The sequence below is a fragment of the Halpernia sp. genome (assembly GCF_048269545.1).
Lineage (GTDB): Bacteria > Bacteroidota > Bacteroidia > Flavobacteriales > Weeksellaceae > Halpernia.
Window position 1 is genome coordinate 94,233 of record NZ_JBLXIJ010000003.1, and the last position, 15,364, is coordinate 109,596.

Annotated in this window: 15 protein-coding genes; 4 read left to right on the forward strand and 11 right to left on the reverse strand. The window is 30.6% G+C overall.

What is annotated here, in order from left to right:
- Positions 1–20: 20 nt before the first annotated feature.
- The gene (locus ACN0WB_RS06170) at positions 21–554 is read right to left on the reverse strand and encodes an FKBP-type peptidyl-prolyl cis-trans isomerase (RefSeq protein WP_417429921.1); all 534 of its coding nucleotides are present in this window, start codon (positions 552–554) and stop codon (positions 21–23) included.
- A 71-nt stretch (positions 555–625) separates the two neighbouring features.
- Positions 626–1,699 (reverse strand): branched-chain amino acid aminotransferase, encoded by a 1,074-nt coding sequence (locus tag ACN0WB_RS06175; RefSeq protein WP_417429923.1) that lies wholly within the window; start codon positions 1,697–1,699, stop codon positions 626–628.
- Positions 1,700–1,782: 83 nt separating this feature from the next.
- Here ACN0WB_RS06175 and mnmD point away from each other — a divergent pair, with 83 nt between their 5' ends.
- Positions 1,783–2,472, forward strand: a complete 690-nt coding sequence (mnmD, locus tag ACN0WB_RS06180; RefSeq protein ID WP_417429925.1) for a tRNA (5-methylaminomethyl-2-thiouridine)(34)-methyltransferase MnmD — start codon at positions 1,783–1,785, stop codon at positions 2,470–2,472.
- A gap of 25 nt (positions 2,473–2,497) precedes the next feature.
- On the forward strand, positions 2,498–2,914 hold the full coding sequence (locus ACN0WB_RS06185; RefSeq protein WP_417429927.1) for an NUDIX domain-containing protein: 417 nt from the start codon (positions 2,498–2,500) through the stop codon (positions 2,912–2,914).
- Here the strand turns inward: ACN0WB_RS06185 and ACN0WB_RS06190 are convergent.
- Together ACN0WB_RS06190 and ACN0WB_RS06195 are read right to left on the reverse strand one after the other, a co-directional pair.
- Positions 2,909–3,697: a S1/P1 nuclease gene (locus ACN0WB_RS06190; protein ID WP_417429929.1), complete on the reverse strand. Its 789-nt coding sequence runs from the start codon at positions 3,695–3,697 to the stop codon at positions 2,909–2,911. The genes ACN0WB_RS06185 and ACN0WB_RS06190 overlap by 6 nt on opposite strands.
- 90 nt (positions 3,698–3,787) lie before the next feature.
- On the reverse strand, positions 3,788–4,492 hold the full coding sequence (locus ACN0WB_RS06195) for a DUF4294 domain-containing protein (RefSeq protein ID WP_417429931.1): 705 nt from the start codon (positions 4,490–4,492) through the stop codon (positions 3,788–3,790).
- 51 nt (positions 4,493–4,543) lie between these two features.
- Between ACN0WB_RS06195 and ACN0WB_RS06200 the strand changes: the two genes are divergently transcribed.
- Both ACN0WB_RS06200 and rpe read left to right on the forward strand, forming a co-directional pair.
- Complete coding sequence (locus tag ACN0WB_RS06200) at positions 4,544–5,620, forward strand: M42 family metallopeptidase (protein WP_417429933.1); 1,077 nt, start codon at positions 4,544–4,546, stop codon at positions 5,618–5,620.
- A gap of 71 nt (positions 5,621–5,691) precedes the next feature.
- Complete coding sequence (gene rpe / locus ACN0WB_RS06205; protein WP_417429935.1) at positions 5,692–6,342, forward strand: ribulose-phosphate 3-epimerase; 651 nt, start codon at positions 5,692–5,694, stop codon at positions 6,340–6,342.
- Between the two features lie 111 nt (positions 6,343–6,453).
- Here the strand turns inward: rpe and ACN0WB_RS06210 are convergent, their stop codons facing one another.
- The 7 genes from ACN0WB_RS06210 to ACN0WB_RS06240 all read right to left on the reverse strand — a co-directional run bounded on the left by ACN0WB_RS06210 (position 6,454) and on the right by ACN0WB_RS06240 (position 15,321).
- The gene (locus tag ACN0WB_RS06210) at positions 6,454–6,873 is read right to left on the reverse strand and encodes a nucleoside-diphosphate kinase (protein WP_417429937.1); all 420 of its coding nucleotides are present in this window, start codon (positions 6,871–6,873) and stop codon (positions 6,454–6,456) included.
- A gap of 181 nt (positions 6,874–7,054) precedes the next feature.
- Positions 7,055–7,987, reverse strand: a complete 933-nt coding sequence (gene rsgA / locus ACN0WB_RS06215) for a ribosome small subunit-dependent GTPase A (protein ID WP_417429938.1) — start codon at positions 7,985–7,987, stop codon at positions 7,055–7,057.
- Entirely contained in the window at positions 7,980–8,759 is a 780-nt protein-coding gene (locus ACN0WB_RS06220) for a Fic family protein (RefSeq protein WP_417429940.1), read from the reverse strand. The genes rsgA and ACN0WB_RS06220 overlap by 8 nt, the downstream gene beginning before the upstream one ends.
- A 4-nt stretch (positions 8,760–8,763) precedes the next feature.
- Positions 8,764–9,843, reverse strand: a complete 1,080-nt coding sequence (locus ACN0WB_RS06225; protein ID WP_417429942.1) for a chorismate mutase — start codon at positions 9,841–9,843, stop codon at positions 8,764–8,766.
- A 34-nt stretch (positions 9,844–9,877) separates the two neighbouring features.
- On the reverse strand, positions 9,878–10,426 hold the full coding sequence (locus tag ACN0WB_RS06230) for a hypothetical protein (protein ID WP_417429944.1): 549 nt from the start codon (positions 10,424–10,426) through the stop codon (positions 9,878–9,880).
- A 92-nt stretch (positions 10,427–10,518) separates the two neighbouring features.
- Entirely contained in the window at positions 10,519–11,604 is a 1,086-nt protein-coding gene (gene dnaX, locus ACN0WB_RS06235; protein ID WP_417429945.1) for a DNA polymerase III subunit gamma/tau, read from the reverse strand.
- A gap of 231 nt (positions 11,605–11,835) precedes the next feature.
- Entirely contained in the window at positions 11,836–15,321 is a 3,486-nt protein-coding gene (locus ACN0WB_RS06240; protein ID WP_417429947.1) for a DUF2723 domain-containing protein, read from the reverse strand.
- Positions 15,322–15,364 lie beyond the last annotated feature (43 nt).

The window sequence follows — 15,364 nt, forward strand, 5'->3', positions numbered from 1 at the left end:
TTTATTTAAAATTTAAATTATTAAAAAACTTTTATTTTTATAATTACAGGCAAATCGCTCGGGATTTTTTTATTATCACCATAGGTTCCGAAAGCTAAAACAGAAGGGACTAAAAGTGTGGCTTCTTCTCCTGATTTTAAATATCTTACCACATTTTCAACCGCTTTTAAATCTTCAAATTTTCCCAACTGCACATTTTTTTTTATCACAGATTCTGGATATAATTTCACATTATCAAAATCATAAATATCGTATTGATAACTTACAGAAGTCCCATCTAATTTTTTGGGTTTAGAAATTAAATCTTCTTTGTTCACCCAATAATTCATCGCCATTGGATAAAATTTTTCATTTTGATTTTGAATCCAACTTTTAATTTGATTGCGTTCATTTTGATTTAAATCTCGACTTCTATTACGAGAAATCTCTAAATCCTTCTGACTCAAAAGTCCACCAACTGGCGGATGAACTTGTGAATTTTTAGAACAAGAAATTAAACAAAACGTCAAAAGAATGATAATATTTTTCATAAAAACTTCTGCGAAATTAAGCATTTTTGTTGAACTTTAAAAAAGAAAAAACCGAGAAAATTTTCTCGGTTTCTATAGTTTAAGTTTTATTAAAGTTAAGCTTTTTCTAAGACGTTTTTTTCCACTTTAAATCTCCAACCAAAAGGATCTTCCGCTTTGTTGGTTTGAATATCCGTTAAATCTTTTTTCAAAGAAATAGCAAAACTTTCTTCGTCAGATAAAACTGGCAAATTCAAAATTCTATCTTGATAACCTAAAGCTTTAAAAACACTTGTAACAACCGCAGTTCCAACTCCCCAAACTTCTTTCAAAGTTCCATTATCAAAAGCTTCTACAACTTCTGTAACTTTTACATCACCTACAATTACTTTAATATTTCTTTTTTCTGCTAATTTTAAAAAGCTGTCTCTAGTTACACCATCTAAAATTTTATCTGATGTTTTTGGAGTATAAATGGTATCATTAATTCTTAAAAACACATTCATTGTTCCACTTTCCTCGAAATATTCGTGCGAAGTATCGTCCGTCCAAATTACTTGTTCAAAACCTTCTTCATTGGCCAATTTTGTTGGATAAAATGAAGCAGCATAATTACCCGCAGCTTTTGCAAAACCAACTCCACCGTTTGCAGCTCTAGAATAATGATCTGAAATTCTTACAGAAACAGGTTCTGAATAATAACTTTTTGCTGGAGTTGCAACAATTGCAAACATATATTTATTAGAAATTCTTGCTTTCAAAACTTCTTCAGTTGCGAAAATAAGTGGTCTCACATATAAAGACATTCCTTCTCCTTTTGGAATCCATTCTCTATCTAAATCTATCAAAGTTTTTAAACCTTCCATAAAAACTTCTTTCGGGACTTCCGGCATCGCAAGTCTTGTTGCAGATTTATTTATTCTGGAATAATTTTTTTCCGGACGAAATAAGAAAACGTCATCATTTTCATCTTTATAAGCTTTCATTCCTTCAAAACAAGCTTGTCCGTAATTAACTCCCATCATTGCAGGTGAAAAACCTAATGGACCATAAGGAACAATTTTTGGCTCTCCCCATTTTCCGTCTTCATATTCACAAATAAGCATGTGATCAATAAAAGTATTTCCAAAAGAAAAATTTTCAGGATCAAATGAAGATATTCTCGGATTCTCGGATTTTTGAATTATCATTTTAATTATTTTTTCGATGTCTTACAAATATAATATAATTTTTTTTATATGAAAATTTAAGTTTAAATTTGATAAAAAAGACAATGAAAAGAGAAATCAAAATTACTGAAGATGGCTCTAATACCCTATATATCAGAGAATTAAACGAAAGCTATCATTCCTCACATGGCGCATTTCAAGAAGCAAAACACGTCTTTATTGAAAATGGATTAAAAAAGCTAAAAAATTACGATATTAATATTTTAGAACTCGGTTTTGGCACAGGTCTTAATGTTTTGGTAACGATTGATGAATTTTTGAAAACTGACAAAAATCATATAATTAATTATTTCACTTTGGAAAAATATCCCGTAAATGAGAGTGAAATTCTTAATTTGGCTTATTTTAAACTTTTTAAAGAAAATAAATTAGAAGAAATATTTAAAAAAATTCATTTTTGTGAATGGGATAAATTAGTGGAATTAGTTCCTAATTTTTATTTTAAAAAAATCCAAAACGATTTTAATCAATTAAATGATATAGAACTTCCAGAAATTGATTTAGTTTATTTCGACTGCTTTGGAGCACGGGTTCAACCCGATTTATGGGAAATCAATTTGTTAGAAAAAGTAAAAAATAAAATGAAAAAAGATTCACTCTTAACAACTTATTCTTCTAAAGGAAGCTTTCGCAGAGCTTTACAAAACTTAGGTTTTGAAGTGAAAAAATTGAAAGGCCCAGAAGGAAAACGAGAAATGGTAAATGCGGTTTTAAAAGTCGAAGATTTTTCTTAATTTTAATTTTTCAAGAAAATAAAATATGATTGATAATTTTAATATCAGAGTTTATGCTTGTGTTGTTAAAGACAAGAAAGTTTTGGTTTTACATGAAGAATATGCCGGAGATTTTTTAGTAAAATTTCCAGGTGGCGGTTTAGAATATGGAGAAAGTGTTTTAGAATGTCTTCAAAGAGAATTTTTGGAAGAGCTCAATGTTAAAATAAAAAATATCACACATTTTTATACGCAGGAAGATTTTATAGTTTCACGTTTTAGGGAAAACGAACAACTAATGACTTTATATTATTTAGCAGAAATTGTAGATGAAAGTGAATTTTTAATTATCGATCCTTGTATAGAAAAAACAGAATGGCTCCCATTACAAACGCAAGGAGAGCCACTTAAATTGCCTATCGACAAAATTGTTTTCAAAAAATTACAAGAGCAATTTTTATAAAATATCGTTCAAAACTTTTGCTAATCTTAAACCACCGTAAAGTAATTGTCTTTCTAAAAGTGATTCAAATTTATAATCATAATCATAACTATAATTTTTTCCTGCGACAGAATTAGCATAAATACGATTCGCTTGTTGATGACTGTCATAAAGCCAATCTTCTAAAGACCCAGATTGAATTTGTTTCACTTCATCATCAGATTTTACATCCAAGACATTCGCAAATTCTGTATAACTATATTGTGTGAAATCTACCAATTTAGAATCCCATAAACTATGCAAATTAGTGTCTTGCCCAAAAAATTTAAGTTTAATTTTATTTCCACCTAAATCATCGTATCGGCCTGTGTGCATCGGTTGCGCTAAATCACCCATCAAATGAATTAAAAAAATTAATGCTATTTTTTTATCTTTAATCGGTGTTTTTTTATCTTTTATTTGATCGGATAAAATTTGAATTTGTGTGTAAAGATTTGGAGCTTTCTGACTTTTTATTGCAATATCAAAATCTTTAAAATTATTTTGTTTTTCAATATTAATATAATGCCATGAAGAGGTTGGTTTCCAAACTCCTGTTGTATCAGATTTTATAAAATCCGGCCAATTTGCCCAATAAGCCATTGGTTCATTCCCGAAAATTTTCTTCAAATGGCGTTTTGCTTTTCCAGTTAAATGGTTTTGTGCAATTTGCGCAACTACTCTGTGACCGGTTGTTCCCCAAGAATATCCAAAGTTAAAAATTAAAAGAAAAGCAAAAACCAAGATGAGTTTCAAATGTTTCATGTGTGAAATTATATTATTTTTAGAAGTTCAAATGTATCAAATTATCACCATAAAACATTTCTTCAGAAAAAATATTTTTAAATTTACTTACTATTTTTTGACTTTAAAGTTTTTGTAACCTGGATAGGGTTGCAGATAACCTGCATTCCAGTTAGATTGTAAAAGGTTTTCTATAAATTCATCCACTCTGTTTCTATGAGGATCATAAGGTTCTTTTATATCAACATCTGCAATATTTCCTTTTACATTCCACCAAAAAGCGCTCCATCCACCGCGAAGTTCTTTTATAATTTCAAAAACTGTTTTTCCAGTAGCACGATTCATTAATTTTGCAAAAATTTGGCCTTCAGAAGTTGTCAAATCTCGTAGTTTAGATTCATATTCATCGGCCAATTTATTTTGTCGATCTTTAATGTAAGCTCTCCTTTTATTGGCATCAATCGTTTTTATTTCTTGCTGAATATCATCATATTGTTCTAAAGCTGTGATAAATAATGGGTAAACTCTACTTAATTTTTTATTGAGAAAATAATAATAATTCTGATCTAATTGATTGTTAAAATGTGGTCTTCCAAATAATGCTAATTCATCCATCACCACAACTGTTTCGCCATTTATTTCATAAATTTTTGCTTTCTGTCTTTCATCATTTACATACCGATTTCCAAATTCATCGATTTTAATCATTTCTGGAGGATATTGATCTAGAGATTTAGACACAATCGTATCTTGTGAAAATATCGTATTAATACTCCCAAAAAAGAAAATTATTAAAAAAAATTTATAAAAATTCATTACTTTTACCACTATTAAAACAAATCAAATTAGCAAAAATCATTCCTTATAATGCAGTTTCAAAAAGAATCATTAAAATTTTTAGAAAATTACTTAAATGTCGCCTCTCCGACTGGCTACGAACACGAAGGTCAGAAAATTTGGAAAAATTATTTAAAGAAATATGTAGACAAAGTCGAAATTGATAATTACGGTACAGTTTACGGTGTTATTAATCCAGAAGCAGAATTTAAAGTAGTTATAGAAGCGCACGCCGATGAAATTTCTTGGTATGTAAATTACATCACAGATGATGGATTAATTTACGTCATCAGAAATGGCGGTTCTGACCAATTAATTGCGCCGTCAAAAATTGTGAATATTCATGGAGAAAAAGGAATTGTAAAAGGTGTTTTTGGTTGGCCTGCAATTCACACCAGAATGGGTGCAGAGAAAGAAACAACACCAAAAATTGAAAATATTTTTATTGATTGTGGTGCAATTACAAAAAAAGAAGTTGAAGATTTAGGAATTCATGTCGGTTGTATGATTACATATCCGGATGCTTTTTTTGAATTAAATGAACGTTATTTCGTTTGCAGAGCTTTAGATAATAGAATCGGCGGTTTTATGATTGCCGAAGTTGCCCGTCTTTTAAAAGAAAATAAAAAGAAATTACCTTTTGGTTTATACATCGTGAATTCTGTTCAAGAAGAAGTTGGACTTTACGGCGCAGATATGATTGCGGATTCAATAAAACCCAATATTGCAATTATCACGGATGTAACGCACGACACTTCGACGCCGATGATTGAAAAGAAAAAAGAAGGCGACCAAAAATGCGGCGATGGTCCAGTTGTATTTTTCGCTCCAACCGTACATCATAATTTGCGAGAAGTTATTGTAGAAACTGCAAAAAATAAAAAAATTCCGTATCAAAGAGCAGCGTCAAGTCGCGTCACAGGAACAGATACCGATGCTTTTGCACATTCCAACGGAGGTGTTCCGAGCGCGTTGATTTCTTTGCCTTTAAGATATATGCACACAACGGTGGAAATGGTTTCAAAAGAAGATGTCGCAAATGTGATAAAATTAATTTATGAAACTTTGTTGAAAATAACGCCGGAAATGAATTTGAAATATCATTAATTAGAATCTAGATTTTAGATTTTAGATTTTTTAATTAAAAAAAATTAAAGTTTTACGTTTAAATTAGAAATATGAAAACAAAATTAATTTCACCATCCCTACTTTCCGCAGATTTTGGTAATTTAGAAAGGGATATAAAAATGCTAAATGAATCTCAATCGGATTGGCTTCACGTGGATGTGATGGATGGAAGATTTGTTCCCAATATTTCTTTCGGATTTCCAGTAATGAAAACGGTGAAGGAATATTCTGATAAATTTATTGATGTTCATTTGATGATTGTAGAGCCAGAAAAATATGTGGAAGAATTCGTCGCACAAGGGGCAGATTTGGTTTCCGTGCATTATGAAGCTTGCACACATTTGCACAGAACCATACAATTAATTCAAAAATCTGGTGCAAAAGCAGGCGTAGTTTTAAATCCTGCAACGCCAGTTTTAATGTTAGAAGATATTATTGAAATGGTAGATTTGGTTTTATTGATGAGTGTAAACCCAGGTTTTGGCGGACAAAAATTCATTAAAAACACTTATAAGAAAATCGCCGAAACAAAAGATTTAATTATTTCCAATAATTCTACAGCTTTGATAGAAGTTGATGGCGGCGTAAATCTTGAAAATGCTTCAAAATTGTTCGAAGTCGGCGCAGATGTTTTAGTTGCAGGAAATGCAGTATTTTCGGCGGACGATCCTGCGAAAATGATTGAACTTTTGAAAATTTAGAATGAGATTTTAGATTTTAGATTTTAGATTTTAGAAAATTATAAAAAAAACCGAGAAAAAAAATTCCACGGTTTTTGTTTTAAATCTTGACTCTTAAATCTCTAATCTTATTTAAAAAATCTCTTTACCAGCGAAATGAAATGCCGCTTCAATTTGTGCGTTTTCATCAGAATCTGAACCATGAACTGCATTTTCACCAATAGATTTTGCAAACATTTTTCTAATAGTTCCTTCCGCTGCTTCTGCAGGGTTTGTTGCACCAATCAATGTTCTAAAACTTTCAACTGCATTATCACCTTCTAAAATTGCCGCTACAATTGGTCCAGATGACATAAAATCTACTAATTCTCCGTAAAAAGGTCTTTCTGCGTGAACTTCATAAAATTTTTGAGCATCTGCAACTGTAAGTTGAGTTAATTTTAAAGCTTTAATTTTAAATCCTGCTTCAGATATTTTTCCTAAAATTGCACCAATATGACCGTCTGCAACTGCATCTGGTTTAATCATTGTAAATGTGATTTTTCCTGACATTTTTATATTTTTTTAATTGGGCGCAAAAGTAATGAATTATAACAGAAAATGAAAACTAAATTTCAATTGTATTCTTTTGGCACAAGATTTGAAATATACACCACGATTCTCATGTTTAATTGAGTTTTCATGGTTATTAGTTTTTACCCCAACTTCGGTTGGGGTTTTGTGTTTTTTAAACTTAATTTTTCTGCATTTCTTCCGCTTCTTCCATTAATTTTAAATAAGTTATATAACGCGATTCTTCAATAGTGTCTTCTTCTAAACCTTGTAAAACCGCGCATTTTGGTTCATTAATATGCATACAATTGTGAAATTTACACAATCTTCCGAGTTTAAAAATTTCTGGGAGATAATGTTGAATATCTTCTTTCTCCACATCTATCATTGCAAACTCACGAACTCCGGGAGTATCAATTACACTTCCGCCAAATTTCCAGAAATGCATTTGTGCAAAGGTTGTGGTGTGTTTTCCTTTTTGATGAATTTCGGAAATTAAACCAGTTTTTAAATCTAAACCCGGTTGCAAAGCATTAACTAAAGTTGATTTTCCACTGCCGGAATGTCCGAAAAAAACTGAAGTTTTATCTTTAATTTTTTCTATTAATTGTTCTAAATTTAATTTCGAAACTGAAGAAATGAGCAAACTTTCGTACCCAATATTTTGATATATTTTTTGAATTTGTTCAACCAACTCAATTTCAATTTCCGATAAAAGATCTATTTTAGAAAATAAAATTAATGGTAAAATATTGTATGCTTCGCAACAAGCGAGAAAACGATCCAGAAATCCCAAAGAAGTTTCGGGTTGCTTTAAAGTAAAAATGAAACACGCAATATCTACGTTTGAAGCAATAATATGTGATTCTTTGGAAAGATTTACCGATTTCCGAATTAAATAATTTCTTCGCGGTTCAATTTTTGTAATCCATGCAACATCATCAATTTCAAGTTGAAATTCTACTTTATCACCAACTGCTAAAGGATTTGTTAATCTACTTTTTAATAATTTAAATTTTCCACGAATGCGCGCCTCGAAAATGTTTCCGGTTTTTTCTTCTTTTACTTGATACCAACTTCCGGTAGATTTTATAATGAGGCCTTTTTTAGTCATATTTTAAACTATTTACGGTCATCAATAAAAAATCTAGAGATTTAGAATAATCAAGATCTGTGTATTCTAAACCTACTATTTTAAAATTAAAATAATAATTTTTTAGGTTTTGAAAATAATTTTTCTCTAATGAAATAGCAAATGCTTTTCTACCTAAAAATTCTTTTAAAAACCATTTTTCAAGCAATCTTGCACTTCTTCCATTTCCATCTTCAAATGGATGAATTTTAACAAATACCAAATGAATTTGTGACGCATAAAAGAAAATCTCTTTTAATGATAAATCCTCTGGAATCAATGAATGAATATCATCAAATAATTTTTTAAATTCATTTTCAACTAATGCTTTATCTGCTGCAACATACTCAATTTTTCCTTCATTATTGATGATGAACATTTGATTTTTTCTCACTTTTCCCCTATTCGAAACTGGTAAAATATTTTGACTTAAAATAGAATGACTTTTCAGAAAGTTTTTGTAATTCAAAGTATTGCTTTGCATGAATTCATAAGCGTTAAATAAGTCGTCTGCTCTTTTTGTGTGATCCGGCAGAAAATTTATATTTAAAAATTTATGCTTAAAAAAACTGTCTAATTCGATTTTCTCACCTTCTATTTTTAACGAAAAAACCGAGGAAATTGCATGGTTTGTTTTAAAATAATCAAAAGAAATTTCACGATTCTCAAGTTCTTCCATTCTATTTAATAATTCAAAATTTATAGAATTTTTGAACTCTTCTAAATTATCAGAATTAAGAATTTTGAATGTCATCAAATTATTTATTTATCATGATACTATTCTGTACTTCAATCGATTCTTCGTGAATTGCTTTAAAAACTTTTTCAATAAATTCACTGCTCATTCCAGTTTCTTCGGCTTTTTGAGAAGCATATTCAGTGATAATTTTCCATCGATCTGGTTGAAAAATCGCAATATTATTTTCCTTTTTTAAAGTTCCGATTTTCTCAGAAACTTTCATTCTTTGAGATAAAATATCAATTAATTGGAAATCAATATCGCTAATTAAAGTTCTGTGACGTGTCATTTCATCATCCATTTTAGAAATATCAGAATTTCTAATTTTTAGATTGGAAATTAATTCTGCTAAAACGGCTGGTGTAATTTGCTGTGAAGCATCGCTCCACGCTTCGTCCGGTGAAAAATGACTTTCAATCATTGCACCTTGATAACCCACATTTAAAGCTTCTTGCGTAATTGCTGCAAGTCCCGTTCTGTTTCCACAAATATGCGACGGATCTACAATCATCGGGATATTTGGAAACTGATGGCGGAAATCCAAAGCAATTTGCCAGTTTGGAATATTTCTATATTTTGTTTTTTGATAAGTTGAAAAACCACGGTGAATTGCTCCTAAATTTTCTACGCCTTGTCCGAGAAGTCTTTCCATAGCACCGATCCATAAAGCTAAATCTGGATTTACCGGATTTTTTACAAAAACTGGTTTTTTAGTTCCACGAAGTGCAACTGCAATTTCTTGAACTGTAAATGGGTTTACTGTAGAACGTGCCCCAATCCACAAAATATCGACATCTGCTTCTAATGCTGCAAAAACGTGATGCGCATTTGCTACTTCTGTCGCAGTTTTAAAACCGTATTCTTCTTTTACTTTTTTTAACCAATTCAAACCTATTACACCGACACCTTCAAAACCATTTGGTTTGGTTCGTGGTTTCCAAATTCCTGCGCGGAAAACTGGGATTTCTGCATTAGATTCTTTTAGTTCTTTTGCCGTTTGAAGCATTTGAGATTCACTTTCTGCGCTGCAAGGTCCGGCAATGATGAGTGGTTTTGGGAATTCATTTACCCATTCATTTTTCAATTCTTTTAATTCCATCTACGTTTTGGCTTTGCCAATTTTTTATCATTAATTAAGTAAAATCAAATTTCATAAGATCATTCAAATCATTTAAAACTGGATTAATCTCGGCAAATTTATCAAAAATTTTGCGTTTTGTGAGTATTTCTTTTTTAAGTTTGGTATCCATTTTAAAGGTGACTTCAATGTGGTAATTATTTACTTTTCGTTTAAAATGATTAAAAAATTGTGCACTTACAGAACTAAATTCTGATTTTGCCGTTTTAGAAGGACAACAAATTTCAACTCCGTTCTCTCCAATTTTATTAAGTTTAAAACTATTAATAGCATTGTAAACCAATGAATTAGTCGTTTTTAAATCTTCCAAAAAAATTAGCCATTCTTGTTGTAAATCTGATTCTGTGAAATGATTTTGAGGCGCTTCTTTATCAGGTAAAATTGGAGTTAAAACTTCCTTTTTCTCCTCAATTTTTAAAGCATTAGAAATGCTGAATTTTGATTTTTCCTTTTTATGGACTAAAGGTTTTTCAGCGGTAAGAATTACTGGATTTTCTAAAGCTTCTTCTATGTTTCCTAAAATTTTATTAATCTCAGATCTCACTAAAATCTCTACCTGTGAAATTTCTGAAACTACTTTTGAAACTTCTGAAACTACTTTTAAACCTGAATTTTCTTTAAGAAAAGGCGCTAGAATTAAGAATTTTTTTTTTTAGAAACTGTAGTATTTTGATTTAAACTGGACAATTGCATCAAAGCAATTTCTACCGTCAATCGCGGATTTTTAGAATTTTTATAATTAATATCTGCGTGATTGCAAATTTCAACCGCATCTATTAAATCTTGCGCAGACCAATTTTTACTTTGTTCACTGTATTTTTGTTTGCTTTTTTCTCCCACTTCTATCAAAGCTAAAGTTGTAGGATTTTTTGCCATCATCAAATCTCTGAAATGACTTCCCAAACCTGCAATAAAAATATGTGGATCAAAACCTTTTTTTACAATTTCATTAAAAGCAAAAAGTATTTCTGGAATATTATTTTCCTTCGCAATATCTGCAATATTCAAATATTGATCGTAATCTAAAATATTGAGAACTTCCGCCGTTTTCTCTAAAGTAATATTATTTTGCGAAAAAGTCACCATTCTGTCAAAAATAGAAAGTGCGTCACGCAAAGCTCCATCAGCTTTTTGAGCAATTAAAAACAATGCATCTTCTTCGTAATTTATCTTTTCTTTGTCTGCAATCTGTTTTAAATGTTTTTGGATGTCTTCAATTTGGATTCTTTTAAAATCATAAATTTGACATCTTGATAAAATCGTGGGAATTATTTTATGTTTTTCTGTAGTTGCAAGAATAAAAATAGCGTGTTCTGGTGGTTCTTCCAGGGTTTTTAAAAACGCATTAAAAGCGGCAGAAGACAACATGTGAACCTCATCTATAATATATATTTTATATTTTCCAACTTGTGGTGCAAAACGAACTTGATCTGTTAAATTCCGAATATCATCTACTGAATTATTGGAAGCCGCATCAAGTTCAAAAATATTGTAAGCAAAATTATCTTCCGAAGTTGAACCGTCTTTTTCGTTGATTTTTCTCGCTAAAATTCTGGCACAAGTGGTTTTACCAACACCTCTCGGACCGCAAAAAAGCAAAGCTTGTGCAAGTTGATTATTTCCAATTGCGTGTTCTAAAGTATCTGTAATGTGAGATTGTCCGACAACAGTATCAAACTCTTGCGGACGGTATTTTCTTGCAGAAACAACGAAATTTTCCATTGGTCAAAAATAGGGAAATATGTCTTTACTAAAAAATGGTTTTGAAAATTAAAGTGATTTTTTAAGATTTATTTTTACAATTGTTATTCTGTGCGGAGAAATAAATCTTTTTCTTTTAAAAATTCTTCACTTCATTTCACTTTGCTTCATTTCTTTCTGAATGACAATTACATTTAAAAAAATCGGGATAAAATAATTTTAACCCGATTTAATTTTTTAAAATAAATTTATTTATTGTGTTGCTTTAAACATTTCATTTGAAATTTGATTCAATTTTTCGTTGGTGTAAGTGGAATCGTAAGGTTTCATAATTTCAAATAAATACTGATAAAATGGAGTGATTTTTTGTACATCTTCAGATTTTTCCATTGCTTTTTCTTTGCCCATTTGTTTTAAATCTTTTATAAAAATATCAAATCTTTTGTCTATTGGCTGAATTGAACTCACTAAGTAGTCATAAGCTTTTGTAGAATTTCCTGTTTTTTTATAAGCATCTGCAACAGCTCCTGTTACAATTGAGTATTCCATAGGTTTGGTTTTCATTTGCCGTCCTAAATATTTTTGTTCTTGCGGACTTAATGAGGCATAATAATCATATTCTGATAAAATTCCTTTTTTCAATTCTTCTGCTAATTTTAAACCTTTTTGTTCTTGACCTGAAACGATATAGCCGTAAACGATGGAACTTAAAGAACGAGGATCATTGTATTTTTGAACAGGAATTTCTTTACTTGCTAAATCTAAAATTTCAATGGCTTTTTGTTTTTCACCTTTTAAAGCCAGAGCTTCTGCAGCGCGACTTGCAGAGCTTCTGTAGCTCACAATATTTTGCGTGCAAGTTTCATCGAAATGTGCATTTAAATCTTTGAAATTTCCCCATCGGTAATTTTTTACGATTTTATATAAATCATCTCCATCAACTCTTCCCATATCTCCCGATTCAGATTGTTCGGTTTTTATTGGCGTAAGTCTATAACTGAAACCATCAAACTGAAGAAAATCATTCATATAGAAAATATTTTCATCATCATAAATTCCGCCAGATGAGAAATTAATGGGACGTTTCCAATCAAAGTTTGCAAAAATATCCATCATCATCAGATTATTTTTAAACATACTATTGCTTTTGTAGGTAACTGTAATATTATCTACCGCTTTTGCAGCATCTTTTGGAAGTAAAATTCCTGCTTTTATGGCATTTGCTTTATTAACTGGTAATATAAATTTACTTACTGGAATGAAATTAAACTTATCAAATTTTTCATCACCAAAAATCATTTTTAGAATTTCATTTTTATCTTCAGATTTACTTTTAATAAAATTCATGGCTTCTTTAAAAGTCATTGAATCTTGAGTTAAATATTTTCTAAATTCCGCCATCGCCGTTTCTGGCGCTCCAGAATCTTTTAAATTCGCAAAAATAGTTTGCCAATCTTTTTTTGACATCAGATAAATCTGATCATTCGTTCCATCTCTATAATCTGCATGATTTAATTGTGAAGGAACAGGCATTGCATCGTAAGTTCTGCGTTTCACTTGATCAATGTCCCACGGTGTGGAAAGTAAAGTGAAATTAACGACTTTCACATCTTTTCGAAATTCTGAAGTTTCCTGAATTGCCCAAACTGGATAAGTATCATTATCGCCGTAAACAAATAAAATATCATCTTTCGGTAAAGATTTTAAACTTGAATATGCGTAATCATAAGCTGCGTAACGATTACTTCTGTCGTGAACATTGTAATTTTGGAAAGCCATCATAAATGGAACTCCCAATAAAATAATACCTGCAATTAAATTTGTCGTATTATTTTTTAATTTATTATTTAAGAACCTGAGAATTCCAGCCGCTCCTAAACCAATCCAAATAGCGAAAGCGTAAAACGAACCGACCAATGCATAATCTCTTTCTCGCGGCTCAAATGGTTTCATTCCTGTGTAGAAAACAATTCCGACACTTGTAATTATAAATAAAGCAAGAATGGCGTAAAATTTTCCAAAATCTTTATTTAATTGAAAAAAGAAACCAATTAATCCCAATAAAAATGGGAGAAAAAAGAACGCAACTGTACTTTCATTTTTAAATTTTGCAGGCATATCATTTTGATTTCCCCACATTGCATTATCTATAAAAGGAATTCCAGAAATCCAATTTCCTTTGGTATTTTCCATATTTCCTTCTAAATCATTTTGGCGACCAACGAAGTTCCACATCAAGTAGCGAACAAAATAATAACCATTTTGAAATGTGAAGAAATAATCTAAATTTTGTCCTAAAGATGGACGTTGAACGTGAACTAAATTGTATTGCTTCGCTTGTAAATAATCTGAAACTTTTATCGTACCATCTTCATATTTTTTGTGCATTTCATCAAAAACTCTTTTTGCTTCGGGATTGTCTGCAATTTCTGGATTTTCATAATTAAAACTAAAATCTGGCGCGCCATACATTGAAATATAGTTTGCCATTACATCTTTATCTTCACTAAACATTCTCGGCATAAAACTTACTTGGTCTGGAGAAAAAATGTAGTTAAATCTTTCACCGGTTTTTCTATAAGTCCCAGTCGATTCATCTTTTTCATAAACGTCATCCGTTTTATCCGTTTTAAAACTTCCGTCTTCGTTTTTTTGAATTCCGTTTGCATCAAGATAAGCGGTGTAATTTTGCCCATAAGCAGTTGGCCAATCTCCGTATTGTGCACGATTATAATAATCCAACATTCCGATTGCGTTGTCTGGATTATTTAAATTCATAGGTGGATTTGCAGTGGCACGAATTGGAATTACCATCCAACAAGAAAAACCAATAATCATATAAACCAAGGACAAAGAAATTGTTTGATAAATTCTTTTTTCAGATTTTCTAGATAATTTAATAATGAAATAAGAAAGTGCAATTAAAATAATAAAACCAAGTATTGTTCCCGAATGGAAAGGTAAACCTAAGCCATTTACGCAGAAAATTTCTAATTTCCCGAACATGGTCATTACAAATGGAAAAATTCCTTTAAAAACCAAGGCTAAAATAATTAATGTGACAAGATTTGCTATTAAAAAGCTTTTCCAAGTAAAAGTGTAATTTTTAGAATAATAAATAAAACAAACTGCAGGAATTACCAACATACACATCATATGAACACCTACAGAAAGTCCAACTATAAAAAATATTAAGATAATCCATCTTTCATTATCTGCATCATGAAACTCATTTTCCCATTTGGTAATTAACCATAAAATTATAGCGATAAAAAGCGACGCCATTGAATACACTTCCCCTTCAACTGCTGAAAACCAAAAACTATCAGAAAAAGCAAAAGATAAAGCCCCCACTAAACCCGCAAACAGAATAGTAATTTCTTCACGTTTAGTGACTTCAGAAAATTCTTTATGAAACATTCTGCGTACAAAATGAGTAATTGTCCAAAATAAAAACAATATGGTAAAACCACTGAATAAAGCAGACATTGCATTAATTACAATAGAATAATGGTCGCCATTTCCCAATGCAAACATTGCAAAAAATGCACCTACCAATTGAAAAAGTGCCGCACCGGGTGCGTGAGTAACTTGTAGTTTTACGGCAGAAGAAATATATTCTCCACAATCCCAAAAACTAAAATTAGGTTCTATTGTTGATAAGTAAGTTATAAAAGCTATTGCAAATACAAGCCAACCTAAAACATTATTCCATCTTTTAAAAGACCAATTTTTCATAATTTTTTTCTAATGCAGCGAAATTAATGATTTTAGTTTATAC

Excerpts from the sequence above, each read along its gene's own strand:
- rsgA (WP_417429938.1), bottom strand. The coding sequence starts at position 7,987 with ATGACTAAAAAAGGCCTCATTATAAAATCTACCGGAAGTTGGTATCAA.
- ACN0WB_RS06210 (WP_417429937.1), bottom strand. The coding sequence starts at position 6,873 with ATGTCAGGAAAAATCACATTTACAATGATTAAACCAGATGCAGTTGCA.
- ACN0WB_RS06200 (WP_417429933.1), top strand. The coding sequence starts at position 4,544 with ATGCAGTTTCAAAAAGAATCATTAAAATTTTTAGAAAATTACTTAAAT.
- ACN0WB_RS06175 (WP_417429923.1), bottom strand. The coding sequence starts at position 1,699 with ATGATAATTCAAAAATCCGAGAATCCGAGAATATCTTCATTTGATCCT.
- ACN0WB_RS06185 (WP_417429927.1), top strand. The coding sequence starts at position 2,498 with ATGATTGATAATTTTAATATCAGAGTTTATGCTTGTGTTGTTAAAGAC.
- ACN0WB_RS06170 (WP_417429921.1), bottom strand. The coding sequence starts at position 554 with ATGCTTAATTTCGCAGAAGTTTTTATGAAAAATATTATCATTCTTTTG.
- rpe (WP_417429935.1), top strand. The coding sequence starts at position 5,692 with ATGAAAACAAAATTAATTTCACCATCCCTACTTTCCGCAGATTTTGGT.
- ACN0WB_RS06195 (WP_417429931.1), bottom strand. The coding sequence starts at position 4,492 with ATGAATTTTTATAAATTTTTTTTAATAATTTTCTTTTTTGGGAGTATT.
- ACN0WB_RS06240 (WP_417429947.1), bottom strand. The coding sequence starts at position 15,321 with ATGAAAAATTGGTCTTTTAAAAGATGGAATAATGTTTTAGGTTGGCTT.
- ACN0WB_RS06220 (WP_417429940.1), bottom strand. The coding sequence starts at position 8,759 with ATGACATTCAAAATTCTTAATTCTGATAATTTAGAAGAGTTCAAAAAT.
- ACN0WB_RS06190 (WP_417429929.1), bottom strand. The coding sequence starts at position 3,697 with ATGAAACATTTGAAACTCATCTTGGTTTTTGCTTTTCTTTTAATTTTT.
- dnaX (WP_417429945.1), bottom strand. The coding sequence starts at position 11,604 with ATGGAAAATTTCGTTGTTTCTGCAAGAAAATACCGTCCGCAAGAGTTT.
- ACN0WB_RS06225 (WP_417429942.1), bottom strand. The coding sequence starts at position 9,843 with ATGGAATTAAAAGAATTGAAAAATGAATGGGTAAATGAATTCCCAAAA.
- mnmD (WP_417429925.1), top strand. The coding sequence starts at position 1,783 with ATGAAAAGAGAAATCAAAATTACTGAAGATGGCTCTAATACCCTATAT.